The sequence below is a fragment of the Cellulomonas sp. IC4_254 genome (assembly GCF_011603975.1).
Lineage (GTDB): Bacteria > Actinomycetota > Actinomycetes > Actinomycetales > Cellulomonadaceae > Cellulomonas.
The window spans coordinates 12,951-38,024 of the sequence record NZ_JAANNB010000004.1 but is presented as its reverse complement, the minus strand read 5'-3'; the positions used below and the strand labels follow the sequence as shown (position 1 = coordinate 38,024).

Below are 25,074 nucleotides of genomic sequence, written 5' to 3'. Positions count from 1 at the left end.
CCGACCGCGGGGGACCGCCACCGGAAGGAGTCGTCATGGCCCGCCTGACCGGCCGTACCGTCGCGTTCCTCACCAGCGCGAAGGGCATCGAGGAGCCCGAGCTCACCACGCCCTGGAAGACCGTCGCCGACGAGGGCGGCACCCCCGTCCTGGTGTCCGCCGAGGCCGGCACCGTCCGCACCGTGAACAACGACCTCGACCCGGGCGGCGAGTACCCCGTCGACCGCACGCTGGACCAGGTGTCCGCGGACGACGTCGACGCGCTCGTCATCCCGGGTGGCACCGTGAACGCCGACACCCTGCGCACCCAGGAGGGCGCGCAGGCGCTGGTCAAGGCCGTCCTCGGCGCGGGCAAGCCCGTCGCCGCGATCTGCCACGGGCCGTGGACGCTGATCGAGGCCGGCGTCGTGGACGGCGTGACGCTCACGTCGTACCCGAGCCTGGCGACCGACCTGCGCAACGCCGGCGCCACCTGGGTCGACCAGGAGGTCGTCGTCTCGCAGGCCGCCGGGTCCACCCTCATCACATCCCGGAACCCCGACGACCTGCCGGCGTTCAGCGCCGCGGTCGTGGACGCCGTCGCGGGCTGACCCGCGGCACCCACCGGGCCCCGCCGCCGTGCGGGGCGGGGCCCGCGAGGGGGCGTCCGCGCCGGTAGCCTGTCCCGGTGAGCAACGAGATCGAGATCGGCCGCGGCAAGCGGGGACGGCGCGCATTCTCCTTCGACGACGTCGCCGTCGTCCCGTCCCGGCGCACCCGGGACCCCGAGGAGGTGTCCGTCGGCTGGCAGATCGACGCGTACCACTTCGACCTGCCGGTGCTCGCGGCGCCGATGGACTCCGTGGTGAGCCCGGCGACCGCGGTGGCGCTCGGCCGCGCGGGCGGGCTGGGCGTCCTTGACCTCGAGGGCCTGTGGACCCGGTACGAGGACCCGGAGCCGCTGCTGGCGCAGATCGCCGAGCTGCCGGCCGCCGAGGCGACCGCCCGGATGCAGGAGATCTACTCCGCCCCGATCCAGCCCGACCTGATCCGCCGTCGCGTCGGCGAGGTGCGGGACGCGGGCGTGACGGTCGCCGGTGCCCTGTCGCCGCAGCGGACCCAGGAGTTCTGGAAGGACGTCGTCGACGCCGGTGTCGACCTGTTCGTCATCCGCGGCACCACCGTGTCGGCCGAGCACGTGTCCGGCCGCGCCGAGCCGCTCAACCTCAAGCGGTTCATCTACGAGCTCGACGTGCCGGTGATCGTCGGCGGCGCCTCCACCTACACCGCGGCCCTGCACCTCATGCGGACCGGCGCGGCCGGTGTGCTGGTGGGCTTCGGCGGCGGCGCGGCGCACACCACCCGTGTGTCGCTGGGCATCCACGCCCCGATGGCGACCGCCGTCGCGGACGTCGCGGCCGCCCGGCGGGACTACCTGGACGAGTCCGGCGGCCGGTACGTGCACGTCATCGCCGACGGCGGCGTCGGCCGCTCCGGCGACCTGGTCAAGGCGATCGCCTGCGGCGCGGACGCGGTCATGCTCGGCGCCGCGCTCGCCCGCGCGACCGACGCGCCCGGCGGCGGCTGGCACTGGGGCCCCGAGGCGCACCACCCGCACCTGCCGCGTGGCGAGCGGGTGCAGGTGGGCCAGGCCGGCACGCTGGAGCAGGTGCTGTTCGGCCCGGGCCACACCGCCGACGGCTCGCTCAACCTCATCGGCGCCCTGCGCCGGGCGATGGCGACCACCGGGTACTCGGACCTCAAGGAGTTCCAGCGGGTGGAGATCGTGGTCTCCCCGTACCAGCCGCGCTGACGCCGGCACCCGCGCGCGCCGAGGGCCGCGGCTCCCCGAGGGGGAGCCGCGGCCCTCGGTCGTCGCGGGGGCGAACCGGACGTGGGCGGATGCCCGTTTGGTTCGTGTTTGAGTCCGAGTCGGTTTGATTGCTTGCGTTTTGGTGTCCGTCTGCGGCATGCTGGACCGCGCAGCAGCCCAGCGCCGGGCCTCCCTCGGCGCCCGGGCCACCCTGCGAGGACCACCCGGAACCGACGGAGGCGACGTGTACGCAACGGAGCGCCAGCAGCAGATCCTGGCGGCCGCGCGGCGGGACGGGCGCGTGGACGTCGCCTCGCTCGCGGCCACCCTGGACGTGACGCCCGAGACGGTGCGCCGCGACCTGACCGTGCTGGAGCGGCACGGCCTGGTCCGCCGGGTGCACGGCGGCGCGATCCCGGTCGAGCAGCTCGGCTTCGAGCCGGGGCTCGCGCAGCGCGAGGGCCTGCTGTCGGGGGAGAAGGACCGGATCGCCAAGGCCGCGCTCGAGGAGCTGCCGGCCGGCGGCGCGATCATCCTGGACGCCGGCACCACGACGGTCCGGCTGGCCGAGCTGCTGCCGACCGACCGCGAGCTGACCGTCGTCACGCACGCGCTGCCGGTCGCCACGGTGCTCGCCACCCGCCCCGGCATCACGCTGCACCTGGTCGGCGGCACGGTCCGGGGCCGGACGCTCGCGGCCGTCGGCACCTGGGCGCTGCGCGAGCTCGCGGACATCCACGTCGACACGGCGTTCCTCGGCACCAACGGCCTGAGCGTCGAGCACGGCCTGACCACCCCCGATCTCGCGGAGGCCGCCGTGAAGCGCGCGCTCGTGACCGCGGCCCGCCGCACGGTGGTGCTCGCCGACCACACCAAGCTGGGCCGCGCGGACTTCGCGCACGTCGCACCGCTGGAGCAGGTCGACACCCTGGTCACCGACTCCGGGGTGCTGGCCGAGCTCGCGGACGAGGTGGAGGCCGCCGGCCCGCGGGTGGTGCGCGCATGACCGCCGCCCCGGCGCCCCGCGTCGTCACGCTGACCCCGAACCCGAGCCTGGACCGGGCCCTGCACCTGGAGCGCCTGGCGGTCGGCGAGGTCAACCGCGCCGCGGCCACCCACCTGCACCCCGGCGGCAAGGGCATCAACGTGTCCCGGGCGCTCGCGGCGCACGGCGTCGCGTCCCGGGCCGTCATGCCGTCCGGCGGGCCCGACGGCGCGCAGGTCGTCGCGCTGCTCGCGGCGCAGGGCGTGGACGCGCGGCCCGTGCCGGTCGCGGGGGACACCCGGTCGAACATCACGCTGACCGAGTCGAGCGGCGCGACCACCAAGATCAACGCCCCGGGCGCCGCGCTGACCCCCGACGAGGTCGCCGCCCTGCTCGCCGCCGTGGAGTCCGAGCTGGCCGGCGCGACCGCCGTCGTCGCCGCCGGCAGCCTGCCCGCCGGGCTGGGCGAGGACTTCTTCACCGCCGTCGCCGACCTCGGCGCCCGGCACGGCGTGCCGGTCGTGCTCGACACCTCGGGCGCGCCGTTCGCCGCCGCCGTCCGGCACGGCGGCCTCGCGCTGGTCAAGCCGAACGACGAGGAGCTCGCCGAGCTCGCCGGCCACGAGCTGAGCACGGTGGGGGACGTCCTGGACGCCGCCCGCGCCGTGCAGGCGCTCGGCACCGCCGCCGTCCTGGTCAGCCTGGGCGCGCACGGCGCGCTGCTGGTCGCCGACGGCGGGTCCTGGTGGGCGGGCGGCCCCGGCCTGGTGCCCGTGTCCACGGTCGGCGCGGGGGACTCGACCCTCGCCGGCTACCTCGCGGCCGACGGTGCGCCCCCGGACCGGCTGCGCCGCGCGGTCGCCTGGGGCCGCGCCGCCGTCCTGCTCCCGGGCAGCGCGGTCCCGCGCCCGTCCGACGTCCGACCCGACGAGGTCGCCCTGGTGGCCGACCCCGACCCCGCCCTCGCCCTGAAGGAGCTCTGACATGAGCCTGCCCCTGACCGCCGCCGACCTCGTCGGCGTCGACCTGGCCGCCGCCGACCGCGACGACGCGACCCGGCAGCTGATCGACCTGCTCGCCGCGGCGGGCCGGGTCACCGACGCCGAGGGGTTCCACGCCGACGTGCGGGCCCGCGAGGCGCAGATGGCCACCGGGATGCCCGGCGGCGTCGGCCTGCCGCACGCCCGCTCCGAGCACGTGACCGTGCCGAGCCTCGCCGTCGGCAAGCTGCGCGAGCCCGTCGACTGGGGCGCGCCGGACGGGCCCGCCCGCCTGGTGTTCCTCATCGCCGCGCCCGCCGGCGGCGACGCCGACCACCTGCAGATCCTGGCCGCGCTCGCCCGCCGGCTCGTGCACGAGTCGTTCCGGCAGTCGCTGCTCGACGCCCCCGACGCGGCCACCGTGGCCGAGATCGTCCAGCGAGAGGTGGTGCCGTCATGAAGTTCGTCGCCGTGTCCTCGTGCCCCACGGGGATCGCCCACACGTACATGGCCGCCGAGGCGCTCGAGCAGGCAGGCAAGGCCGCCGGCCACGAGGTGCACGTCGAGACGCAGGGTGCGGCCGGCTCCACGCCGCTCGACCCCGCGATCATCGCGGCGGCGGACGGCGTGATCTACGCCGCCGACCTCGAGGTCCAGGCCAAGGACCGGTTCGCCGGCAAGCCCTTCGTGGACGTCGGCGTCAAGAAGGCGGTGCACGACCCGAACGGCGTGCTCGCCCAGGCCGTCGCGGCGGTCGAGGCGGGCGTGCCCGCGGCCGACGCCGCCGCGGCCGGCGCCACCCCCACGGCCGCCGGGGCCCCGCGACCCGCCGTCAAGGTCGACCCGAACGCGGGCGTCGGCACCCGGATCCGGCAGTGGCTGATGACGGGCGTGTCGTACATGATCCCGTTCGTCGCCGCGGGCGGCATCCTCATCGCCCTCGGGTTCATGATCGCCCAGGCGGCCTGGCCCGGGAACGAGGGGCCGGTCGCGGTGACCGCCGTCCCCGTGCAGGACCTCATCACGTCGTTCAGCATCACCTCCGGGCAGGACTGGGCGGTGCTGCTGTACCAGACCGGCGCGGCCGCCTTCGGGTTCCTCGTGGCGGTGCTGTCCGGCTTCATCGCGTACGCCATCGCCGACCGGCCCGGCCTGGTGCCCGGCTTCGTCGGCGGCGCGATCTCCGTGGTGATCGGCGCGGGCTTCCTCGGCGGCCTGGTCACCGGGTTCGTCGGCGGCTTCCTCGCCCTGTGGATCAGCCGGTGGCGGGTGCCCAAGGGCGTGCGCGGCGTGATGCCGGTCGTGGTGACGCCGCTGCTGTCCTCGCTCATCACCGGCTTCCTCATGTTCGTGGTCATCGGCCGGCCGATCGCGAACGTCATGGACGGGCTGACGAACTGGCTCAACGGCCTGTCCGGCTCCAACCTCGTGCTCATGGGCGCGCTGCTCGGCGCGATGATGGGCTTCGACCTCGGCGGGCCGATCAACAAGGTCGCCTACACCTTCGCGGTGACCGGGCTGGCGACCGAGGGGCTGACCGGCGACGCCGTGCAGTACCGGATCATGGCGGCCGTGATGGCCGCGGGCATGGTCGCGCCGCTGGCGATGGCGCTGGCCACCGTCGTCCGCAAGGGCCTGTTCACGCACGCCGAGCGGGAGAACGGCAAGGCCGCGTGGCTGCTCGGCCTGTCGTTCATCTCGGAGGGCGCCATCCCGTTCGCCGCGGCGGACCCCTGGCGGGTCATCGTGTCGTCGATGGTCGGCTCCAGCGTCACCGGGGCGATCACGATGGCGGTCGGCTCGGGCCTGCGGGCGCCGCACGGCGGCATCTGGGTGCTCCCGCTGATCTCGAACCCGCTGGGGTTCCTGCTGGCGGTCGCGGTCGGCACGGTGATCACCGCGGGCGTCGTGGTCGTGCTCAAGGGCCTGCGACCGAGCCCGCTGGTCGAGGCCGAGCGGGAGGCGGACGCCGCCGCCGCGGCGACCACGCCGGCCGCCGCCCAGCCCGCCGTCGCCTGACGGCATCCTGGTCCCCGGGCCCGTCGCGGCCCGGGGACGCAGGGGCGGGACCTCCGCCCCTTCCCAGACCGATCTCGACGGGGAGACGCTCAGGCCATGACCGACACGCGAACCGAGACGACCGCACCGCCCGCCGCCGGGACCGTGCTGCAGGGGGTGGGCGTCGGCCGGCGCGTCGCCGTGGGGCCGGTGGTGCGGGTGCGGCCCGCGCCGGCCGTCCCGGGCGACGCCCCGGTGCTCCGCGACGGCGCCCCGGTGCCGGCCGACGAGCTGCCCGACGCCGTGACCGCCGCGTTCGCCGCCGTGGGGGACGGGCTGCGCGACCAGGCCGGCCGCGCGACCGGCACGGTGGCCGAGGTGCTGGGCGCGACGGCGATGATGGCCGACGACCCGGCGCTGCGGGACCAGGTGCTCGGCCGCGTCCGGGGCGGCGAGCCGCCGGTCGCGGCGATCGACGCCGTGGTCGGCACGTTCGCCGCGATGTTCGAGCAGGCCGGCGGCTACCTGGCCGAGCGGGTCACCGACCTGCGCAGCGTGCGCGACCGGGTCGTCTCCCGGCTCGCCGGGCTGCCCGCGCCGGGCGTCCCCGAGCTCCGCGAGCCGTCGGTGGTCGTCGCGACCGACCTCGCGCCCGCCGACACCGCCGCCCTCGACCTGGAGCGCGTGCTGGCGCTCGTCACCGAGGAGGGCGGTCCCACCGGGCACACCGCGATCATCGCCGGGCAGAACGGCATCCCGTGCGTCGTGCGCACCACCGGCGCCTCGGCGCTCGCGGACGGGGTCGTGGTGGGCGTCGACGCCGCCGCGGGCACCGTCCTGGTCGAGCCGTCCGCCGACGACCGCACCGCCCTGGAGTCGCGTGCCGCCGCCGAGCGCGCCCTGGAGTCCGACACCGACCCGGGCGGCACCGCGGACGGGCACCGGGTGCAGCTGCTCGCCAACATCGGCACCGCCGAGGACGCCGAGAAGCTCGTGGGCGCCGCCGTCGAGGGCGTCGGGCTGTTCCGCACCGAGGTGCTGTTCCTCGGCCGGCAGCAGGCGCCGACCGTCGACGAGCAGGCCACCGCGTACGCGCGGGTGCTGCGCGCGCTCGGCCCGGACCGCAAGGTCGTCGTCCGGACCCTCGACGCGGGCGCCGACAAGCCGCTCGCGTTCGCGAACCTGCACGCCGAGGAGAACCCCGCGCTCGGCGTCCGCGGCTACCGCCTGGTCCGGTCCGCGCCCGCGCTGCTGACCGACCAGCTCACCGCGCTGGCCCGGGCGGGCGAGGAGACCGGCACCCAGCCCTGGGTGATGGCCCCGATGATCGCCACCCCGGCCGAGTCCCGGGCGTTCGCCGAGGCCGTGCACGCGGCCGGCCTGCGCACCGCCGGGGTCATGGTCGAGGTGCCCGCCGCCGCGCTCCGCGCCGCCGCGGTGCTCGACGAGGTCGACTTCGTCTCGCTCGGCACCAACGACCTCGCGCAGTACACGATGGCCGCCGACCGGCTGCGCGGCGAGCTCGTGGACCTGCTCGACGCGTGGCAGCCCGCCGTCCTCGAGCTCGTCGCCGCGACCGCACGGGCCGGGGCGGCGAAGGACCGGCCGGTGGGCGTGTGCGGCGAGTCCGCGTCCGACCCGCTGATGGCCCTGGTGCTGACCGGGCTCGGGGTCACCAGCCTGTCGATGTCGCCGGCCGCGCTGCCCGCGGTGCGGTTCGCGCTGCGGCGGCACACCCTCGAGGCGTGCCGGGCGATGGCGGACGCCGCGCTGGCCGCGGCGGACCCGGCCGCGGGGCGCGCAGCCGTGGCGGGGCTGCTGGACCCGGAGGCGCGGGTGACGCTCGGGGTGTGAGGCGGGTGCCGCGCCCGGCGCGGGTGCGTCCCGGCGGCGGTCCTAGACCGGTGCCGCCGCGTGCCGCCGCGTCCGGGCCGGCGTCTCGCCCACGACGGCCCGGTACCGGCGCGTGAAGTGCGCCTGGTCCGTGTACCCGAGGTCCGCGGCGAGACCGGCGAGGTCGGTCGCGGGGTCGGCGAACAGCGCCGTGGCCGCCGCCTGCAGCCGGCGGCACTCGATGAGCCACTTCGGCGTCAGCCCGGTGTGCTGCCGCACCACCCGGCTCAGGGTGCGCGTCGTCGTCCCGAGCAGGTCGGCCAGGTCGGCGACCCGCAGCACGTCGGCGCGCTCCTCGGCGACCCGGCACGCCGCGTTCGCCAGCCGCCCCGCGTCGTCCACCCGGGCGGCGACCGGGGCGAGCCACGTGCGGAGCAGCGCGGCCACCGCGGCGTCCGCCGCGTCCGGGGCCTGGGCCATCGCGGCGGCGACCGCGCGGAGCGGCGCGCCCGGCAGCGGCTCCCCACGCCCGACCAGGCGGGTCGGCTCCGTCGCGGTGAGCAGCCGGCCGGCGGCGGGCCGGAGCAGCACGCCCACGACCCAGGACCGGCCGGTCAGGTCCTGGGTGGTGAGCACCCGGGAGGGGCCGTGCAGGGTCGCGCCCGCCGGCTGGAGGACGGCGTTCGCGGCGGGGTAGGTGAGCACCCGCTGCTGCCGGACCACGCCGGGCGGGACGTCCCACCGCGCGACCCAGACGTGCCGCACGAGGTCGTCCAGGTCCGCGCCGAGGACGAACCGGGAGAACGCCACCTCGGGGTCGCCCGGGTTGAGGTGCCCCGCCGACTCGACCACGCGCCGCCTCCCGTGTCCCGTTCGTACAAGACCCGTCGCCGCGACCGGGCGACGCTCGGACCATGACCGACAGCACCGCACCCGCACCGACCCCCGGCACCGCGCCCGCCACCGGCGCGCACACCACCGACGGCGTCCCGCACGGCGTCACGTCGCTGACCCCGCACCTCGTCGTCCACCCGGCCGCCGAGGCCATCGGATTCTACGAGCGGGTGCTCCGCGCCCGGGTCGTCGACGTGGTCCGGATGGGCGACCTGGTCGGCGAGGCGGCGCTCGACCTCGGCGACGGCCGGTTCACGCTGAGCGACCCGATGCCCGCCTACGGCATCACCGCCCCCGACCCCGGGGCCGCGACCTACTCGCTCGCCGTGCACGTCCCGGACGTCGACGCGACCGTCGAGCGGGCGGTCGCCGCCGGCGCCACCCTGCGCGAGCCGGTGTCGACGTTCGTGTCCGGCGACCGGTACGGCTCGGTCGTCGACCCGTTCGGCGTGCGGTGGACCGTCATGACCCGGGTCGAGGACCTGTCGCCCGAGGAGTCGGCGCGCCGGGTCGCGGCGTGGGCGGCGGAGCAGGCGGGCCAGGGCTGAGAGGGCGGCGCGGGGCCGGGCCCCGGCCGGGCCGGGCGCGTAGCCTGGCCGCATGGTGCCCGAGCACGGCGTCCTGGACCCGGAGACCGACCCCCTCGCCACGTACGTCCTCGAGCCGGACGACCTGCGCGACCTGGCGGACCGGGTCGTGAGCTCGCCCGCCGCCGGGACGCGCACCCACCACGCCCCGTGGACCGGGGCGCCGCTGGCGACCCTCCCGCAGTCGACCCCGGAGGACGTCGCCCGGGCGGCGCGCGCGGCGCGGGCGGCGCAGCGCCGGTGGGCCGCGGTGCCCGCCCGGGACCGCGCGCGGCTGCTGCTGCGCGTGCACGACCTGCTGCTGCAGCGGCAGAGCGACGTCCTCGACCTCGTCCAGCTCGAGAACGGCAAGGCGCGGGGCGCCGCCTACGAGGAGGTCGTCGACATCGCCCTCCTGGCGCGGCACCTCGGCCGCGTCGCGCCCCGGTACCTCGCGCCGGAGCGGCGCCCGGGGCTGGTGCCGGGCCTGACCGCGGTCCGGGTCCGGCACGACCCCCTCGGCGTCGTCGGGGTCGTCGCGCCGTGGAACTACCCGCTGAGCCTGACGCTCGGCGACGTGCTCCCGGCGCTCGCGGCCGGCGACGCCGTGCTGCTCCGCCCGGACCCGCAGACGCCGCTGACCGCGCTGTGGGCGGTCGAGCTGCTCGAGGACGCCGGGATGCCCCGCGGGCTGGTGCAGGTCGTGCTGGGCGACGGCCCGACCGTCGGCTCCGCAGTCGTCGACCACGTGGACCACGTCGTCTTCACCGGGTCGACCGCGACCGGGCGGGTCGTCGCCGCGCGGGCGGCGGAGCGGCTCGTGCCGAGCACGCTCGAGCTCGGCGGCAAGAACGCGATGTACGTCGCCGAGGACGTCGACGTCGAGGCGGCCGCGGAGGGCGCGGTGCGCGCCTGCTTCGGCGGCACCGGGCAGCTCTGCATGTCCGTCGAGCGGCTCTACGTGCACCGGGACGTGTACGACGCCTTCGCCGAGGCGTTCGCGCGCCGGACCCGGGCGCTCCGGGTCGGCACCGGCCTGGACCACCGGTCCGACGTCGGCTCGCTCACCTCTGCCGAGCAGCTGGCCCGCGTCGTCGAGCACGTCGAGGACGCGCTGTCCGGCGGCGCCCGCGTGCTGGCGGGCGGGGTGCACCGCGCGGACCTCGGCCCGTACGTCTACGAGCCGACGGTCCTCGAGGGCGTCGGGCCGCACGCCCGCGCGTTCCGGGAGGAGACGTTCGGGCCGGTCGTCGCCCTGTCCCCGGTCGCCTCGGACGACGAGGCGGTCGCCGCGATGAACGACTCGGCGTACGCGCTGAACGCCTCGGTGTGGACCCGGTCCACGCGGCGCGGCGCGGCGCTCGCGGCCCGGCTGCGGGCCGGCAGCGTGAACGTCAACGACGGCTACCAGGCGTCCTGGGGCTCGGTCGCGGCACCGCAGGGCGGCCGCGGGGCGTCGGGCTGGGGGCACCGGCACGGGCGCGAGGGCCTGCTCGCGCTCACCGCGACCCGGACCGTCGCGGTCCAGCGCGGCGTGCACGGCGTCCGCGTCGGCGGCCGCACCGTCCTGCCGCCCGTCGGGCCGGGGCGGCTGCTGGCCGGCGACCCCGAGCGGTGGACCGGCACGGTGACGGCGGTGCTGCGCGCGGCGCGGGCGGCGCGGGTGCGCTGACCCGGGCGGCGCGGGTGCGCTGACGCGCGGGGCGGCGGTGAGCGCTGCCCACGGCAGGGCCCGGCGGTCCGCACCGGGCCGGACGCGGCAGTGCCCTTCCACTCAGGGTGGCGCGGCTGACCACCACTCACCGGCGCGGCTCTGTCCGGGTTTGACCACCCGGTGACGCCCGCGCGCCGGACTGAGTGGCGTGCCGGATCGGTAGGAATTCCGGTGTCGGCACTCCGTATCGCGGGGCGCCCACCCGGAGTAGACGCCGGGCCGCTGAGCGGCCTGCCCGCGTCGCACCGGCCGACCGACGCGCTGCCAGGAGGGTCACGGCCCGCATGATCGAGATGCTCGACGACCTCGCGGCGTCGCCGCACCTGCCCGTGGTGGCGGTGGCGGTGGCCGTCCTGGGTCTCGTCCTGGCGCTCCTCCTGGCCGCGCAGGTGGCCCGGCTGGCACGCCGGCTGCGCGGGGTCGAGGACCGGCGCGACGCCGAGGTCCCCGCGGCGGGGACCGGGCGGTCCGGTGCCGGCACCCGCGGGCAGGCGGGCGTCGCGGACGAGCCGGCCCCCGTCGACGAGCCGACCCCGACGACCGCGCCCACGCCGGTCGCGGACGCCCCCGGGGACGGGGCCGGCGCGGCCCCGGTGCTGGCCGAGATCGGCGCGATGCGCGAGGTCGGCCTGCTCGGCCGCCAGCTGGAGCTGCTGGACGAGCTGGAGCGCCGGGAGGAGGACCCCGAGGTGCTCGGGGTGCTGTTCCAGCTGGACAACCTCACCGTGCGGCTGCGGCGGAACGCCGAGTCCGTGATCGTCCTGTCCCGCGGCGTGACCGGCCGCCGCGCGCGCGAGCCGCTGTCGCTCTCCGACACGGCGCGCACGGCCTGCGCGCAGATCGAGGCCTACGACCGGGTGACGGTGGCGGCCGGGGCGGACCCGATGCTGCAGGCGTCGGCGGTGGTCCCGGTCGCACACCTCCTGGCGGAGCTCCTGGAGAACGCCACCCGGTTCTCGGAGCCCGGCTCGGCGGTCGACGTGCGGGTCGACCTCGACGAGCAGGACGCCGTCGTCTCGATCACCGACACGGGGCTCGGGATGGACCCCGAGACGCTCGACGAGGCGCGTCGCCGGCTCACCTCCTCGGCGATCCCGCCGGGTGGACGGATCGGGCTCGTGGTCGTCGGGCGCCTGGCGCAGCGGCTGGGCGTCGAGGTCGACCTGGTCCCGGGCGCGCCGGGCACCACCGCGGTCGTCCGGGTCCCGGCCCGGCTGCTGGCCGCGAGCTCCGCGGCGGACACCGCGTCCACCGGGTCGGCGCGACCCGACGCGCCCGTCGTGACGGACTCGATCCCGCTGCCCCTGGCGCCGTCGGTGCCCGAGGCCGAGAGCACCCCGTCGGCCGCCGCGGACGCCGGCTCGCTGCCGCGGCGGTCCCGAGGCGCCGCGCCGGGCGCCGTCCTCGACGGCCCCGACCCCGCTGCGGGCCACGGCGACGCGCCGGCCTGGCCCGTCGCGACCCCGGCCGAGCCGCCCGCCGCGCCCGCCGTGCTGCCGGGACGGTTCGGCGACGCCGCGCCCGCCTGGCCGCCGCTCGACGGCGGCACCGGGACGGACGCCGCGCCGGCGCCGGGCTTCGGTCCGGCGCATGCCGCCGGCCCGGTCTCGGGTGTCGGGTCGACCACCGACGACGGTGGGGAATTCCTGCCCGAGCCCGCCGGCCCGCCGACGGAGCGCCTCCTACCCGTCCCCGCACCGGTCGAGGGCTTCGCGCCCGCGGAGGGTTTCGCGCCCGCGGAGGGTGTGGCGCCTGCGGAGGGTTTCGCGCCTGCGGAGGGTTTCGCGCCCGCCGAGGGCTTCGCGCCGGTCGAGAGCTTCGCGCCGGCGCCCGCGGAGGACCCCACGTCCGCGCCGGGGCGGTTCGCCTCTCCCGCCGTGCCCTCACCCGCGGCGGCCGGCGACGACTGGTTCGTGCCCGCCCCGGCGGCCTCGGAGACGTACGCCGAGCCCGGCCTGCGGGACGAGGTGCTGGCCGAGCTCGGGCGGCTCTCCTCCTACCGGCCGACGGCCGCGCAACCCGCGGGCTCGGCCACCCTCGAGCGGCGCACGCCGACCGTGGTGGCCGAACCGCTCACCGCGAACCGCGGACCGACCGACCGCGACGCCACCGCCGTGCGCAGCAGGTTCTCGGCCTTCCGCTCCGCCACGGGCCGCGGCCGGACGGGCCGCGGATGAGCCCCACGACTGCGCCCGTCACCAGCCCCCGACCCGAGGGAGATCCCGTGTCCGCTCCAACCCGGCCGCCGACGTCGTTCGGCTGGCTGCTCGACAGCACCGTCCGCGGCGTCGCCGGCGTGCGGCTGGGCATCCTCGTCTCGAGCGACGGCCTGCTCATGGCGGTCTCGTCCGGCCTGGACCGCACCACGGGCGACCAGCTCGCCGCGGTGGTCTCCGGCATCTCCGGCCTGGCACGCGGCGCGGCCCGGATGATCGGCGGGCAGTCGGTCAACCAGGCGGTGATCGACTACGACGCCGGCTTCCTGGTCCTCATGACCGTCTCCGACGGGTCCATCCTCGCCTTCGCCGCCGACGTGACGGCCGACGTGGGGTCGGTGGGCTACGAGATGGCGCTGCTCGCCGAGGGCGCGGAGTCGGCGCTGACCCCCCAGCTCGTCGCCGAGATGCGCCGGAGCCTGCCGACGGACGGAGCGACCCGTGCGACCGGGTGACGGCGGCGTCTCCGAGCTCCGCCCCTACGTCATCACGCGCGGCCGGGTGGCGGCCGAGGGCCTCGCCTTCGACACCCTGCTGGCGGCGGTGCCGGACGCCGCCGAGACCGGGTCCCGGGAGGGGCGCCGCATCCTCGACCTGCTCGGTGACGGCTACCTGACCGTGGCGGAGGTCGCCGCGACCCTGCGGGTCCCGCTGGGGACCGCCCAGGTCGTCTCGGCCGACCTGGCCGCGCTCGGCGCGGTCCGCCTGTTCGGCCCCTCCGGCGGCTCGCGGGGCGCGCACGTCGACGACCGCGACCGCACGTTGGCTCTCCTCGGGAGTGTGATCGATGGAATCGGCGAGCTCTGACCCGGCCGTGCGCGCGCACGGCGGCACCCACGCCGCCGTCGACGTCGCGCCGGTCGTCGTCAAGGTCGTGGTGGCCGGCGGGTTCTCCGTCGGCAAGACCACCTTCATCGGCTCGATCTCCGAGATCGAGCCCCTGTCCACCGAGGCCGCGATGACCGAGCACTCGCTCGGCGTCGACGACGCCGGCAGCCGCAGCGCCCACAAGGTGTCCACGACGGTGGCGATGGACTTCGGGCGCATCGCGCTGCCCGGCTCCCTGTGGCTGTACCTGTTCGGCACCCCGGGCCAGGACCGGTTCCTGTTCATGTGGGACGACCTCGCCCGCGGGGCCGTGGGGGCCGTCGTCCTGGTCGACACCGACCGCCTCGACCAGTGCTTCTCCGCCATCAGCTACTTCGAGTCGCGCGGCGTGCCGTTCGTGGTCGCCGTGAACTGCTTCGACGGCGTCGCCCGGCACGAGCTGGACGAGATCCGCGAGGCGCTCGCGGTGCCCGCCGAGGTGCCGGTGCTCTACACCGACGCCCGGTCGCGGGAGGCCACGAAGGAGACGCTGGTCCGGCTCGTCCGGCACGCGATGGATCGGATCCGGCGTGCCGGTTGACCGCGTCGCGGCGACGGGTGCCGTGCGCACCGTGGCCCCGGACGAGCTGTTCTTCTCCGTGACGGACCGCAAGGGCGTCATCACGGCGGCGAACTCGGTGTTCGAGCGGCTGTCCCGGTTCGCCCGGACGGACCTGATCGGGGCGCCGCACAACGTCATCCGGCACCCCGAGATGCCGGGCGGCGCGTTCCGGCTGATGTGGGACACGCTGCTGGCGGGTCGTCCGTTCGCCGCGTACGTGCGCAACCTGGCCAAGGACGGCGCGTCCTACGACGTCTTCGCGACGGTGACGCCGCTCGGGGACGGGTTCCTGTCGGTGCGCAGCGCGCCGATGGCCGCCCCGCTCCGGGACGCCGCCTTCGGCCTGTACGCCGGGACGCTGCCGCGCGAGCGCGCGTGCCGCGCCGAGGGCGGGTCGGCGGCCCGGGCGGCGGCCGCCGGGGCCGAGGACCTCGCGGCACGGCTGGGGACGGCCGGGTACGCGAGCTACGAGGAGTTCATGTTCACCGCGCTGCCCGCGGAGGTCGTCTCCCGGGTCGCCGCGTCCGCCCCGTCCGCGGGCCGGGAGGCGCCCGGCGCCGTCGGCGAGGTGCTCGCCGCCGCGTTCGACGTGAGCGCCGGTCTCGCCGACGCGCTCGGGCGGCTGGACGCGCTCAAGGAGCTCGTGGACGACCTCCAGATCGCGTCCGAGGGCGCCAGGATCACGGCCGACGACCTCGGCGCGGCCACCTCGGCCGCCGGGCGCGCGTCGAGCCACGTCGCCGGGACCGCGCCCGTCCTCGCGCGGACGTCGGCGGCCATGGACCGGCTGGCCGCCGAGCTGGCCGGCAGCCTGGCGGGCCTGGCCGAGGCGCTCGCGACCGTCCGCCTGACCGTGATGGAGCAGCGGTTCCGGATCGCGCTCGCCCGCCAGCACAGCGACGTGGTCGTCGCGTTCGCCGACGAGGTCATCTCCGGCGGCACGACCGCCGACGACCTCGCGCACGTGGTGCCGCTGTGCCGGGCGCTGCAGGAGGACCTCGACGCCCTCACGGCCTCAGGCGAGCGGAGCGCGCGACAGCTCGCCGCCGTCCGGGACGAGGTCGAGGCCACCCGGGGCCGGCTGGAGCAGTTCCGCACCTTCCTCAGCACCTGGCGGCTCCAGGTGCCCCGGTACGGCGTGACCCAGCAGCTGGGTCCGCACGTCGGGCCGATCGACGACCTCCTGGCGCGCGGGCACGGACGGATCGCCGCGCTGCGCCGGCTCGCCGAGCAGTGCGTCGCGCAGGCGGCCCCCGTCGACGCGGCCGCGCTCGTCGGTCCGCTGTGGCGCCTGACCGACCTGGTGGCCACCCTGCGCACCGACACCGACGGCGCCGAGCCGGCCGGGTCCGTCGAGCCGAGCGAGGCCGCGTCATGAGCCTGCTCGCCGACGCCCTCGTCGCCCGCGGCCTGGTGGACGGCCCCGCGCTCGAGCGCGCCCTCGCGCGGCGGGAGGAGAGCGGCCGGTCGCTGGTCCAGGCCCTCCTCGACGAGCGGGCGGTCAGCGAGCCCGTGCTGCTCGCCGCGCTCGCGGAGCAGGCCGGGCTGGACTTCCTCGACCTGGACGAGCACCCGATCGACCCCGGGGTCGTCCAGCTGCTGCCCGAGCAGCTGTGCCGGCGGCACGCGATCCTCCCCGTCGGGCGCCGGGGCGACGCCGTGCTGCTCGCGACCGCGGACCCGGGCAACGTGGTCGCGCTCGACGACGCCAAGGCGCTGCTGGGCGTGCCGGTCGTGCCCGTCCTCGCCACGCCCAGCTCTCTGACCTCCGCCATGAACCGCCACCTGCGCTCCGACTCGGAGATCGCGGGCATCGGCCGCTCCCTCGGCGCGGCGGCCCACGACGACGGGGAGGTCGACCTCTCGCAGGTCGGCGACTCCGTGACCGCGGACAGCCCGGTCGTGCGGTACGTCGACCTGCTGGTGACCCAGGCGATCACCGACCGGGCGTCGGACATCCACATCGAGCCGACCGAGCACGACCTGCGCGTGCGCTACCGGATCGACGGCGTGCTGCACGAGACCCAGCGCTCGCCCAAGCAGATCCAGGCCGGCGTCATCTCGCGCGTCAAGATCATGTCGGACATCGACATCGCGGAGAAGCGCAAGCCGCAGGACGGCCGGATGTCCGTCACGCACGAGGGCACGAAGGTCGACCTCCGCGTCGCCACGCTGCCGACCGTGTGGGGCGAGAAGATCGTCATGCGGATCCTGGACAACTCGACGGCCTCGCTCGACCTGACGGACCTGTCGTTCCTCGACCACAACCTCGAGACCTACCGTGCGGCGTACACCAAGCCGTACGGCATGCTCCTGGTCACCGGTCCGACCGGCTCCGGCAAGTCGACCACGCTCTACGCGACCCTGAACGCGGTCTCCAAGCCGGAGATCAACGTCATCACCGTCGAGGACCCGGTCGAGTACCGGCTGCCCGGCATCAACCAGGTCCAGGTCAACGCCAAGGCGGGCCTGACGTTCGCCAGCGCGCTCCGGTCCATCCTGCGCTCGGACCCCGACGTCGTGCTGCTCGGTGAGATCCGCGACCACGAGACCGCGCAGATCGCGATCGAGGCCTCGCTGACCGGCCACCTCGTGCTGTCGACCCTGCACACCAACGACGCCCCGTCGGCGGTCACCCGGCTCATCGAGATGGGCATCGAGCCGTACCTCGTGGGCTCCGCGCTGGACTGCGTGGTCGCCCAGCGGCTCGCGCGCAAGCTCTGCGAGCGGTGCGCGGAGCCCTACGCGCCCACCCCGCAGGAGCTCCTCGGCGCGCGGTTCCCGTGGCTGGAGGGCGAGCCCGTGCCCGAGCTGCGGCGACCCGTCGGCTGCGTGGCGTGCTCGGGGACCGGGTACCGCGGCCGCCTCGCGCTGCACGAGGTCATGTCCGTGACCGACGAGATCGAGCAGCAGGCCGTGGCCGGCGCCCCGGCGACCGACATCGGCCGCACCGCGCTCAAGCAGGGGATGGTCACGCTGCGCGACGACGGCTGGCAGAAGGTGGCGGCGGGACGCACGTCCCTCGAGGAGATCCTCCGGGTGGTGGCATGAGCGCGCAGCCCTTCGACCTGGACGAGCTGCTCCGGCAGGCGGTGACCGCGCGGGCGTCCGACGTGCACCTGCACGCCGGCCTGCCGCCCGCGTACCGCATCGACGGCCACATGACGCCCGTCCCGGGCTGGCCCGTCCTGACGGACGAGATGCTCGCCGTCACGCTCCCGCGGATCCTCAAGGACCACCAGCGCGAGCGGTTCGCGCAGGACATGGAGCTGGACCTGTCGTACACCCTCGACACCGGCTCCGGCTTCCGCGTGAACTACTACCACCAGCGCGACGGCCTCGGCGCGGCGTTCCGGCTCATCCCGTCCGTCATCAAGCCGCTGCACGAGCTCGGCGTGCCCGGGAGCGTGGCGCAGTTCGCCGGCCTGCCGCGCGGGCTGGTCCTGGTCACCGGACCGACGGGATCCGGCAAGTCGACCACGCTGGCGTCGATCATCGACCTCGCCAACAGCAGCCGGGCCGACCACATCATCCTCATCGAGGACCCGATCGAGTTCCTGCACACCTCGCGGCGCTGCATCGTCACGCAGCGCGAGGTCGGCACCAGCACCCACTCCTTCTACGCCGCGCTCGTGCGCGCGCTCCGCCAGGACCCGGACATCATCGTGATCGGTGAGATGCGCGACGCCGAGACGATGGGCATCGCCCTGCGGGCGGCCGAGACCGGGCACCTCGTGTTCGGCACCCTGCACACCCAGGACGCGGCGTCGAGCATCCACCGGATCGTCGACGAGTTCCCCGCCGAGCAGCAGACCCAGATCCGCACCCAGCTCGGCGCGGCCCTGCAGGGCGTGGTGTCGCAGACGCTGTGCAAGCGGCAGGACGGACCCGGCCGGGCGGTCGCGACGGAGGTGCTGGTGGCGACGCCGCCCGTTCGCGCCCTCGTCCGGGACGGGCGGCTGCACCAGCTCTACTCGGTCCTGCACTCGGGCGCCGACCAGGGCATGCACACCCTCGACCAGAGCCTCGCGGACCTCGTGCGCCGCGGTGAGATCTCGTTCGAGGAGGGGCTGGCCAAGGCCCGCCAGGTCGACCAGTACGCGCAGATGTGCGGCCGCACCGCCCGCATGATCCAGGGCGAGTCGGCGCTCCGCTCCGGGCACGGGCCGGGGTGAGCGCATCGTGAGCATGCAGACCTTCGAGTACACGGTCCTCGGGAAGAACGGCAAGCCCGTCTCCGGCCGGATCGAGGCGCCGGACCAGGACACCGTGGCCGCCCGGCTGCGGGAGCTCGGGCTCAACGCGACCACGATCGAGCCGGTCGAGTCCTCCGGGCTGAACCGGGAGATCAGCTTCGGCAGGAAGGGTGCCAAGCCGAAGGAGGTCGCGGTCGCCGTCCGGCAGCTCGCCACGATGGTGAACGCCGGCCTGGCGCTGCCGCGCGCGCTCTCCGTGCTGTCGTCGCAGACCGAGGGCAGCGGGCTGGGCGACGTCCTCAAGGCCGTGGAGCAGGACGTCTCCGAGGGCGAGGCGCTGTCGTTCGCGCTGGCCAAGCACCCGCGGGTGTTCAGCCCGGTCACCCTGGCGATGGTCCGGGCGGGGGAGGACGGCGGGTTCCTCGACGAGGTGCTGCTCGCCGTCGCGACGACCCTGGAGAAGGAGATCGCGCTCAAACGGGCCGTCGTCGGGGCGATGACCTACCCGGTCGTCGTGGTGTGCCTCGCGGTCGGCGCGGTCGCGGCGATGCTGCTCTTCGTCGTCCCGATCTTCCAGGAGCAGTTCGAGGGGCTCGGACAGGAGCTCCCGCTGCCCACCCAGATGCTCATCGGGCTCGCCGACATCATGAAGGTCGCGATCGGGCCGCTGGTGCTCGCGATCGTCGGCGGCACCTGGTGGTGGCGCAAGCACCGCAACGACGAGGCCGTCCGGCGGCGGGTCGACCCGGTCAAGCTCAAGGTGCCGATCTTCGGCTCGCTCATGAGCAAGATCGCGCTGTCCCGGTTCAGCGGCAACCTCGCGACCATGTCCCGGGTGGGTGTCCCGGTCGTGCCCGCCCTCGCCACGGTGGGCGCCACCAGCGGCAACGTCGTCGTCGAGGACGCCGTGGGCCGCGTCCGCGAGGGCGTCCAGGGCGGCACCGCACTGGGCGAGGCGCTCGAGGGCGAGGACATCTTCCCGCCGATGCTCCGGCAGATGGTGGCCGTCGGCGAGGACTCCGGCGCGCTGGACACGATGCTCGCCAAGGTGTCCGGGTTCTACGACCAGGAGGTCGAGACCGCGACCGCCTCGCTGACCAGCGTGCTGGAGCCGCTGCTCATCGTCGTGATCGGCGTCATCGTCGGCGGGATGCTCATCGCCCTCTACATGCCCATCTTCTCGATCGCGGACGCCGTGCAGTGACGCGCGCCTAGGGGCCTCACCACACGTGGGCCGCCGACCGGCAGGCGGCCCTCACCCGGGGGACTGACAGCCGGCACCTGAAGAAGAACACCGAACCAAGGAGCACCACCATGCTGCGCCGCATCACCGAGGCGAAGGAACGCAAGGACGAGGGCTTCTCCCTCGTCGAGCTCCTCGTCGTCATCATCATCATCATCGGCATCCTGGCCGCGATCGCGATCCCGCTGTTCCTCAACCAGCGGGCCAAGGCGGCCGACACGGCGGCCAAGGCCGACGTCTCCAAGATCGGCAAGGAGGTCGCGACGCTGTTCGTGGACGCCACGGACCTCGGGACGGTGAACATCACCACCACCGGCACCGGAGCCAACGAGGCCTACGAGCTGGCGTGGGGCCCGGCGGGCGACCGACAGACGCAGAACCTCGGTGGTGTGTCCGACGGGGTCGCGGTCACCACCACCACGCTCGCGGCGGACCCGGACAGCACGCTCACCGACATCGGCCGTGAGAACTGGTGCGTGGCCGTCGAGCACGAGGGTGGCCAGATCGGCCAGTGGCAGTACACCGCCAACGGCGGCCTCGGCGAGGGCGACTGCAGCTGACGCAGGGGGACCGACCCGGGTGGGGCCGCGATGCGTGCGGCCCCACCCGGCTGGCCCACCGTATCGAGGGACGGATACGGGTGCGGGCCGGGGGATGGGGGCCACGGGGGCCACCCGACCTAGGAGAACCGCAGCGTGCCCACCCCCTCGGCCCTCACGGCGTCGTCCCGCGACGACGGCTTCACCCTCGTCGAGCTGCTCGTCGTCATCGTGGTCATCGCGATCCTGGCCGGGATCGCGGTCCCGCTGTTCCTCAACCACCGCGCCGCGGCGCACGACGCCGCCGCCAAGGCGGACCTGCGGCGGCTGGCGATGGAGCTCGACACCTTCTTCCAGTCGGGGTCGCGGTTCCACCACGTCAACTGGCTCCAGCTCACGGTGGAGGAGGTCCCGGGCACGACCGGCCAGCGCTACGTGCTCGGGGACCTCCACGGCGGCGCGAGCACGGCGGGGATCTCTCTCCCGGACCTCCCGCTGGACCTGGGCCCCGTCTCCGACGGGGTCACGCTGCAGGGGGACGAGCACGGCGCCTGGGACCTGTACCAGTCGATCTCGACGCACGACGGCTCCCTGGGCCGGGACGACACGTGGGCCATCAACTACTGCCTGGGCGTCAGCCACCCGGACGGCCGGGTGGGCGACTGGATGTACACGCCGCGCGGCGGGCTCACCGGCGGCCGGTGCGACGACACCGCGCCCTGATCGTCGCCCCGCCCATGCCACCGACACAGCACCCCCAGCCGAGAGGAGCGCGACCTGTGCGCCGTCACGTCCGAGCGACCCTCGCGGCGGGAGACCGCACCGTCGACCGGTCCGAGCGCCGCGACGCCGGCATGACGATGATCGAGGTCGTCGTCGCCGCGGTGCTCCTGGGTGTCATGGCCGCCGTCTGCACCGCCGCGCTCCTCCAGGGCCAGTCCACGACGGTGACCAACCGGTCGCGCGTGGTGGCCGCGCACCTCGCGGCGCGCGAGGTCGACCTCGTCCGGGAGCGGCTCGCGGCCTCGTCGGTGGCCGCGCAGGCGCTGGTGGCCGAGGGCGTCGTGACGAACGCGCACCCGGTCACCGAGGGCCGCGACCCCGGTGACCCGGATGGGTACCGGGTCGACGGCATGCGGTACACGGTCGAGCGGGCGGCCCGCGCGCGCGTCCTGGGCAGCACCTCCGCCTGCGAGGGCGGCAGCACCTACGCCACCAAGCTCGCCACCGAGGTCGAGGTCACGGTCACCTGGGAGGGCATGGGCACGGCCCGGCCGCACGTCCTGCGCCAGCTGTTCGCCCCGCACAAGTCGCTCGCGCCCCGGGCCGACCTCGGGCTGATCGCGGTCGCGGTCGGCGACGACCGTCACGCGCCCGTTCCGGGTGTCGTCGCCCGGGCGGTCACCGCCGCGGGCGCGGTGGTCGCCACCGCGACCACCGACTCGTCGGGCTGCGCGGTGCTGGCGGTGCCGGCCGACGAGGTCGGCACCCGGTACGACGTCAGCCTCAGGTCGCCGGGTGCGGCGGTCCACCTCGATCAGGCGAACGACCCCGAGCCGGTCCAGGCCGTGTTCGGCGTGCGGTCGTCCGAGCTCTCCCGGACGTCGTTCGTCTACGCCCGCGCGGGCACGCTGGTGGTGCACCTGGCGGGCGGCGACGCGGACAGCCGGATCACGCTGCAGCGCCCGGACGGCCTGCTGACGGCGTTGGAGCCCGACTCGGACGAGGTCGCCGGCCCGGAGGGGACGCGGTTCACTGCGACGCTGTGGCCCGGCTGGTGGGGGGTGCACCCCTCCCCGCCGGAGGAGGTGGACCCGACCTCCGAGTACGCCACCGTCATGCTCTCCGCCGGCGGCACGACCACCCTGCACCTGGAGGCCGCCGGCAGCACCGGCCCGACGCCGGAGGCGGGCCCGTGACCGCCCGACCGGCCCCGGCGGCGCGCCGCCCTCGCGCCACCCGGGCCCGGACGGGCGACGACACCGGGATGACCCTGTCGGAGCTGGTCGTCGTGATGATGATCGGCTCGGTGGTGTTCGCCCTCGTCGCCGCGCTCACCATCGGGCTGACCCAGGGGAACGCGCACAACCTCGCCCGGCAGGGGCAGGTCGACCAGGCCCTGTCCGCCATGCGGTGGTTGTCACGCAGCCTGGGCCAGGCGGTGACCCCCGGCACGCTCTCCCAGGCGATGGCGGGCGAGGCTGCGGTGCTCGAGGCGAGCGGGACCGAGCTGGTCTTCTACTCGAACATCGACAACCCGAGCAGCGACACCGGGGAGGCCACCGGTCCCACGCGCGTGACCGTGCGCCTGGGCGACGACGGCGTGCTGCGGCGGATCACCCAGCGCCCCGACCCGACGTCGACGACGACCGCCTGGAGCTACGACTGCCCGCCGACGGCGTGCCCAGCGCTGCACGAGGACCTGGTGATCGCCCGGGACGTGCAGGCCCCCGTGTTCCGCTACGTCGCCCGCGGCGGCGCGGCCCTGCCGGCGGACGGCGACGACCGCGCGCTGACCCCGGCCGAGGCGGCGGCGATCGACGCGGTCGAGGTGACGGTCGTGGTCGCGTCGGGGGACGCGTCGGCGCCCGCCGGCCCGACCACGGTGCTGCGGCGGATCTCCCTCGACACCTGGAGCCGGCTGTGACGACCTTCCCGACCCTGCGCACCCTGCGCCGGCGGTGCGGCGGGACGACGGACCGCGGCGCTGCGATCGTCGCCGTCCTGGGCGCGCTGGTGCTCGTCTCGGCGCTCCTGCTCGCCTCGCTGTCCTACCTGCAGCACAGCGTCCGGTCCTCCCGCTACGAGCAGGACGACACCGCGGCCGAGGCGGCCGCGCAGTCCGGGATCCAGGACTTCCTGACGCGGCTCCGGCTGGACGGCGACTACGTGGACCACGCCGACCCGCTGAGCGGCGACCCGGAGAACTACTGCACCAACCCGGCGGTGGCCGGCCCGGACGTGGTGCTGCCGGTGCTCGACGACGGCAGCCGCGTCTGCACGAACCTGTCCGGGACCACCCCGCGCGGCTGGGTGTCGGTGGCGACCGGCGCGGCGACGACCGGCGAGGAGCCGGCCTACCACTACCGCCTCCTGCGGTACGACAGCGTGCAGCGCGACCTGCTGCTCGAGTCCGTGGGCCGCGCGAACGGCGTGCACCGCACGGTGCAGACCCGGATCGCGCACCCGTCGGCGACCGACTACCTCTACTTCACCGACTACGAGCTGACGGACCCGACCCAGTACCCGGAGAACGACGCCTACCCGGGCGAGCAGACCACCTCGGCGGCCTGCGGGGCGCTCGGGCACGGGGCCGACGAGCTGACCTACGCGTGGGACGACGTCGGCCTCGCCGCCCACCCACGGGTCTACGGCTACCTCGCGCCGGGCTCGGCGATCGCCTTCCCGCAGACCCTGGAGTGCCGCAGCCCGATGTTCCAGGACGGCGACGTCGTCGAGGGGCGCGTGCACTCCAACGACACCATCCGCGCCTGGGACGACGTGGGTGGCCCGGCGGTGTTCAAGGGTCAGGTCTCGACGGCGGACCCGCGGTGCACGCTGGCCGACCCGACCGACTCGAGCACGTGGGTGGAGTGCCTGCACCCGACGCACCGGGACGCGGTCCTCGAGGTGCCGCCGGTCGCCGTACCGGCGCCGCTCGCCATGCCGCCGATCACGGACATGGCGGCGGAGGCGGAGCGGGCGGGCTGCCGCTACGCCGGCGCGACCCGGATCGTCGCGCACGCCGACGGCACGATGACGGTGTGGAGCAAGGACACCACCGCGGACCTGGCCCGGGCGGGCTGCGGGACGCCCGGCCCGACCCCGGGCGGGCTGGGCAGCGCGGAGGGCGCGACCGTCGCCGTCCCCGCCGAGGGGCTCGTCTACGTGATGGACGCCGCGACGGCCGCCGGTCGGGAGCTGTACGCCGGTGAGCTCGGCGGCCCGGCCGGGCGCGAGCTCCCGCTGGGCGACTACACCGGGCAGGCCCCGGTCAACGGCACCAGCACCTACAGCTCCGACGTCAGCTTCCAGTCGGCGCAGAAGCACACCGGGCTGGGGAACCTGTACCTGGAGGGGGTCGTCCGGGGCAGCGCCACCTTCGCGGCGGCCCGAGGTGTGGTGCTCACCGGGGACCTGCTGCTCGCCGACGGCGAGCACGGCGGGCACGCCCTCGGGGTGGTCGCGGGCCAGTCGATCGAGTACATCCGGCCGGCCCTCCGCCTGATGCGGGGCACGAACGTGGCGGGCGAGTGGGTGTGGCGCCCGTCGCCGGGCGCCGTCGCGACCCCGGTGACGGGGTGGCCGACCCGGTACGCGCTGCCCGCGACCGGCGTCGTGGAGCCCGCGACCGGCCTCAACGTCCAGGCCTCCCTGATGGCCCTCGACGGCAGCATCCGGCTGCAGGCGAACCAGCTCACCGGTGCACTCGGCGACCTCCGGGTGTTCGGCGCCATGGCCCAGCGGTTCCGGGGTGCCATCGGCACCCTGCCCACCGCGACCGAGCCGCTCCGGGGCTACCTCAAGGACTACCGGTACGACAGCCGCCTGGACCACGGGCTGCGCCCGCCGTACTTCCCCGCGTTCGGGGACGTGACCTGGACCGTCATCTGGACCGAGGAGCACGCGACCGAGGCGGCGGTCCGCGCCCCGTGACCGGTCACCCGCTCGACCCCCCGAACCGACGAG

Annotated in this window: 23 protein-coding genes; 22 read left to right on the top strand and 1 reads right to left on the bottom strand. The window is 75.7% G+C overall.

The annotated features are described in order from the left end of the window. The first annotated feature begins 35 nt into the window (after positions 1–35). From G6556_RS00965 to ptsP, 7 genes are all read left to right on the top strand, one after another. Complete coding sequence (locus G6556_RS00965; protein ID WP_166937761.1) at positions 36–590, top strand: type 1 glutamine amidotransferase domain-containing protein; 555 nt, start codon at positions 36–38, stop codon at positions 588–590. A 77-nt stretch (positions 591–667) separates the two neighbouring features. Further along, entirely contained in the window at positions 668–1,792 is a 1,125-nt protein-coding gene (locus G6556_RS00960) for a GuaB3 family IMP dehydrogenase-related protein (RefSeq protein ID WP_166937759.1), read from the top strand. 244 nt (positions 1,793–2,036) lie between these two features. Beyond that, positions 2,037–2,798 carry a DeoR/GlpR family DNA-binding transcription regulator gene (locus tag G6556_RS00955; RefSeq protein ID WP_166937757.1) on the top strand — a complete coding sequence of 254 codons (762 nt, stop codon included), beginning with the start codon at positions 2,037–2,039 and terminating at the stop codon, positions 2,796–2,798. Beyond that, complete coding sequence (gene pfkB / locus G6556_RS00950) at positions 2,795–3,760, top strand: 1-phosphofructokinase (protein WP_166937756.1); 966 nt, start codon at positions 2,795–2,797, stop codon at positions 3,758–3,760. Before G6556_RS00955 ends, pfkB begins: the two co-directional genes overlap by 4 nt. Position 3,761: 1 nt before the next feature. After that, entirely contained in the window at positions 3,762–4,217 is a 456-nt protein-coding gene (locus G6556_RS00945) for a PTS sugar transporter subunit IIA (RefSeq protein WP_166937754.1), read from the top strand. Continuing rightward, positions 4,214–5,776: a fructose-specific PTS transporter subunit EIIC gene (locus tag G6556_RS00940; protein WP_166937752.1), complete on the top strand. Its 1,563-nt coding sequence runs from the start codon at positions 4,214–4,216 to the stop codon at positions 5,774–5,776. Before G6556_RS00945 ends, G6556_RS00940 begins: the two co-directional genes overlap by 4 nt. A 96-nt stretch (positions 5,777–5,872) precedes the next feature. Further along, on the top strand, positions 5,873–7,609 hold the full coding sequence (gene ptsP / locus G6556_RS00935; protein ID WP_166937750.1) for a phosphoenolpyruvate--protein phosphotransferase: 1,737 nt from the start codon (positions 5,873–5,875) through the stop codon (positions 7,607–7,609). Between the two features lie 42 nt (positions 7,610–7,651). On the opposite strand, the gene G6556_RS20085 is transcribed toward ptsP, so the two are convergent. Further along, on the bottom strand, positions 7,652–8,440 hold the full coding sequence (locus G6556_RS20085) for a helix-turn-helix domain-containing protein (RefSeq protein WP_166937748.1): 789 nt from the start codon (positions 8,438–8,440) through the stop codon (positions 7,652–7,654). A gap of 62 nt (positions 8,441–8,502) precedes the next feature. On the opposite strand from G6556_RS20085, the gene G6556_RS00925 reads away from it, so the two are divergent. The 15 genes from G6556_RS00925 (at position 8,503) to G6556_RS00855 (ending at position 25,041) form a co-directional block, all read left to right on the top strand. Then, positions 8,503–9,030 (top strand): VOC family protein, encoded by a 528-nt coding sequence (locus G6556_RS00925; RefSeq protein ID WP_166937746.1) that lies wholly within the window; start codon positions 8,503–8,505, stop codon positions 9,028–9,030. A gap of 52 nt (positions 9,031–9,082) precedes the next feature. Further along, entirely contained in the window at positions 9,083–10,720 is a 1,638-nt protein-coding gene (locus tag G6556_RS00920) for a succinic semialdehyde dehydrogenase (protein WP_166937744.1), read from the top strand. Positions 10,721–11,046: 326 nt separating this feature from the next. Continuing rightward, a complete protein-coding gene (locus G6556_RS00915) occupies positions 11,047–12,939 on the top strand; it encodes an ATP-binding protein (RefSeq protein WP_166937742.1) in 1,893 nt (630 codons plus the stop codon). Positions 12,940–12,986: 47 nt separating this feature from the next. Then, entirely contained in the window at positions 12,987–13,433 is a 447-nt protein-coding gene (locus tag G6556_RS00910; RefSeq protein WP_346774642.1) for a roadblock/LC7 domain-containing protein, read from the top strand. Then, a complete protein-coding gene (locus G6556_RS00905) occupies positions 13,420–13,785 on the top strand; it encodes a DUF742 domain-containing protein (protein ID WP_166937738.1) in 366 nt (121 codons plus the stop codon). Before G6556_RS00910 ends, G6556_RS00905 begins: the two co-directional genes overlap by 14 nt. Then, on the top strand, positions 13,766–14,386 hold the full coding sequence (locus tag G6556_RS00900; RefSeq protein ID WP_166937736.1) for an ATP/GTP-binding protein: 621 nt from the start codon (positions 13,766–13,768) through the stop codon (positions 14,384–14,386). The genes G6556_RS00905 and G6556_RS00900 overlap by 20 nt, the downstream gene beginning before the upstream one ends. Beyond that, positions 14,376–15,785, top strand: coding sequence for a PAS domain-containing protein (locus tag G6556_RS00895; protein WP_166937734.1), 1,410 nt, complete (start codon positions 14,376–14,378; stop codon positions 15,783–15,785). Before G6556_RS00900 ends, G6556_RS00895 begins: the two co-directional genes overlap by 11 nt. Further along, a complete protein-coding gene (locus G6556_RS00890) occupies positions 15,782–17,458 on the top strand; it encodes an ATPase, T2SS/T4P/T4SS family (RefSeq protein WP_166937732.1) in 1,677 nt (558 codons plus the stop codon). Before G6556_RS00895 ends, G6556_RS00890 begins: the two co-directional genes overlap by 4 nt. Beyond that, on the top strand, positions 17,455–18,582 hold the full coding sequence (locus G6556_RS00885) for a type IV pilus twitching motility protein PilT (RefSeq protein ID WP_166937730.1): 1,128 nt from the start codon (positions 17,455–17,457) through the stop codon (positions 18,580–18,582). The genes G6556_RS00890 and G6556_RS00885 overlap by 4 nt, the downstream gene beginning before the upstream one ends. Positions 18,583–18,595: 13 nt before the next feature. Further along, positions 18,596–19,807 carry a type II secretion system F family protein gene (locus G6556_RS00880; protein WP_166937789.1) on the top strand — a complete coding sequence of 404 codons (1,212 nt, stop codon included), beginning with the start codon at positions 18,596–18,598 and terminating at the stop codon, positions 19,805–19,807. A gap of 110 nt (positions 19,808–19,917) precedes the next feature. Then, positions 19,918–20,406 (top strand): prepilin-type cleavage/methylation domain-containing protein, encoded by a 489-nt coding sequence (locus G6556_RS00875; protein WP_166937728.1) that lies wholly within the window; start codon positions 19,918–19,920, stop codon positions 20,404–20,406. A 135-nt stretch (positions 20,407–20,541) separates the two neighbouring features. Then, positions 20,542–21,108, top strand: a complete 567-nt coding sequence (locus tag G6556_RS00870; protein WP_166937726.1) for a prepilin-type N-terminal cleavage/methylation domain-containing protein — start codon at positions 20,542–20,544, stop codon at positions 21,106–21,108. A 56-nt stretch (positions 21,109–21,164) separates the two neighbouring features. After that, on the top strand, positions 21,165–22,304 hold the full coding sequence (locus G6556_RS00865; protein ID WP_166937724.1) for a prepilin-type N-terminal cleavage/methylation domain-containing protein: 1,140 nt from the start codon (positions 21,165–21,167) through the stop codon (positions 22,302–22,304). 68 nt (positions 22,305–22,372) lie between these two features. Then, complete coding sequence (locus tag G6556_RS00860; protein WP_166937722.1) at positions 22,373–23,032, top strand: hypothetical protein; 660 nt, start codon at positions 22,373–22,375, stop codon at positions 23,030–23,032. Then, positions 23,029–25,041, top strand: coding sequence for a hypothetical protein (locus tag G6556_RS00855; protein ID WP_166937720.1), 2,013 nt, complete (start codon positions 23,029–23,031; stop codon positions 25,039–25,041). The genes G6556_RS00860 and G6556_RS00855 overlap by 4 nt, the downstream gene beginning before the upstream one ends. Positions 25,042–25,074: the final 33 nt, after the last annotated feature.

Coding starts and splice junctions, on each gene's coding strand:
- G6556_RS00940 (WP_166937752.1), top strand. CDS start 4,214: ATGAAGTTCGTCGCCGTGTCCTCGTGCCCCACGGGGATCGCCCACACG.
- G6556_RS00945 (WP_166937754.1), top strand. CDS start 3,762: ATGAGCCTGCCCCTGACCGCCGCCGACCTCGTCGGCGTCGACCTGGCC.
- G6556_RS00875 (WP_166937728.1), top strand. CDS start 19,918: ATGCTGCGCCGCATCACCGAGGCGAAGGAACGCAAGGACGAGGGCTTC.
- G6556_RS00880 (WP_166937789.1), top strand. CDS start 18,596: ATGCAGACCTTCGAGTACACGGTCCTCGGGAAGAACGGCAAGCCCGTC.
- G6556_RS00890 (WP_166937732.1), top strand. CDS start 15,782: ATGAGCCTGCTCGCCGACGCCCTCGTCGCCCGCGGCCTGGTGGACGGC.
- G6556_RS00965 (WP_166937761.1), top strand. CDS start 36: ATGGCCCGCCTGACCGGCCGTACCGTCGCGTTCCTCACCAGCGCGAAG.
- G6556_RS00915 (WP_166937742.1), top strand. CDS start 11,047: ATGATCGAGATGCTCGACGACCTCGCGGCGTCGCCGCACCTGCCCGTG.
- ptsP (WP_166937750.1), top strand. CDS start 5,873: ATGACCGACACGCGAACCGAGACGACCGCACCGCCCGCCGCCGGGACC.
- pfkB (WP_166937756.1), top strand. CDS start 2,795: ATGACCGCCGCCCCGGCGCCCCGCGTCGTCACGCTGACCCCGAACCCG.
- G6556_RS00920 (WP_166937744.1), top strand. CDS start 9,083: ATGGTGCCCGAGCACGGCGTCCTGGACCCGGAGACCGACCCCCTCGCC.
- G6556_RS00900 (WP_166937736.1), top strand. CDS start 13,766: ATGGAATCGGCGAGCTCTGACCCGGCCGTGCGCGCGCACGGCGGCACC.
- G6556_RS00885 (WP_166937730.1), top strand. CDS start 17,455: ATGAGCGCGCAGCCCTTCGACCTGGACGAGCTGCTCCGGCAGGCGGTG.
- G6556_RS00860 (WP_166937722.1), top strand. CDS start 22,373: ATGACCCTGTCGGAGCTGGTCGTCGTGATGATGATCGGCTCGGTGGTG.
- G6556_RS00925 (WP_166937746.1), top strand. CDS start 8,503: ATGACCGACAGCACCGCACCCGCACCGACCCCCGGCACCGCGCCCGCC.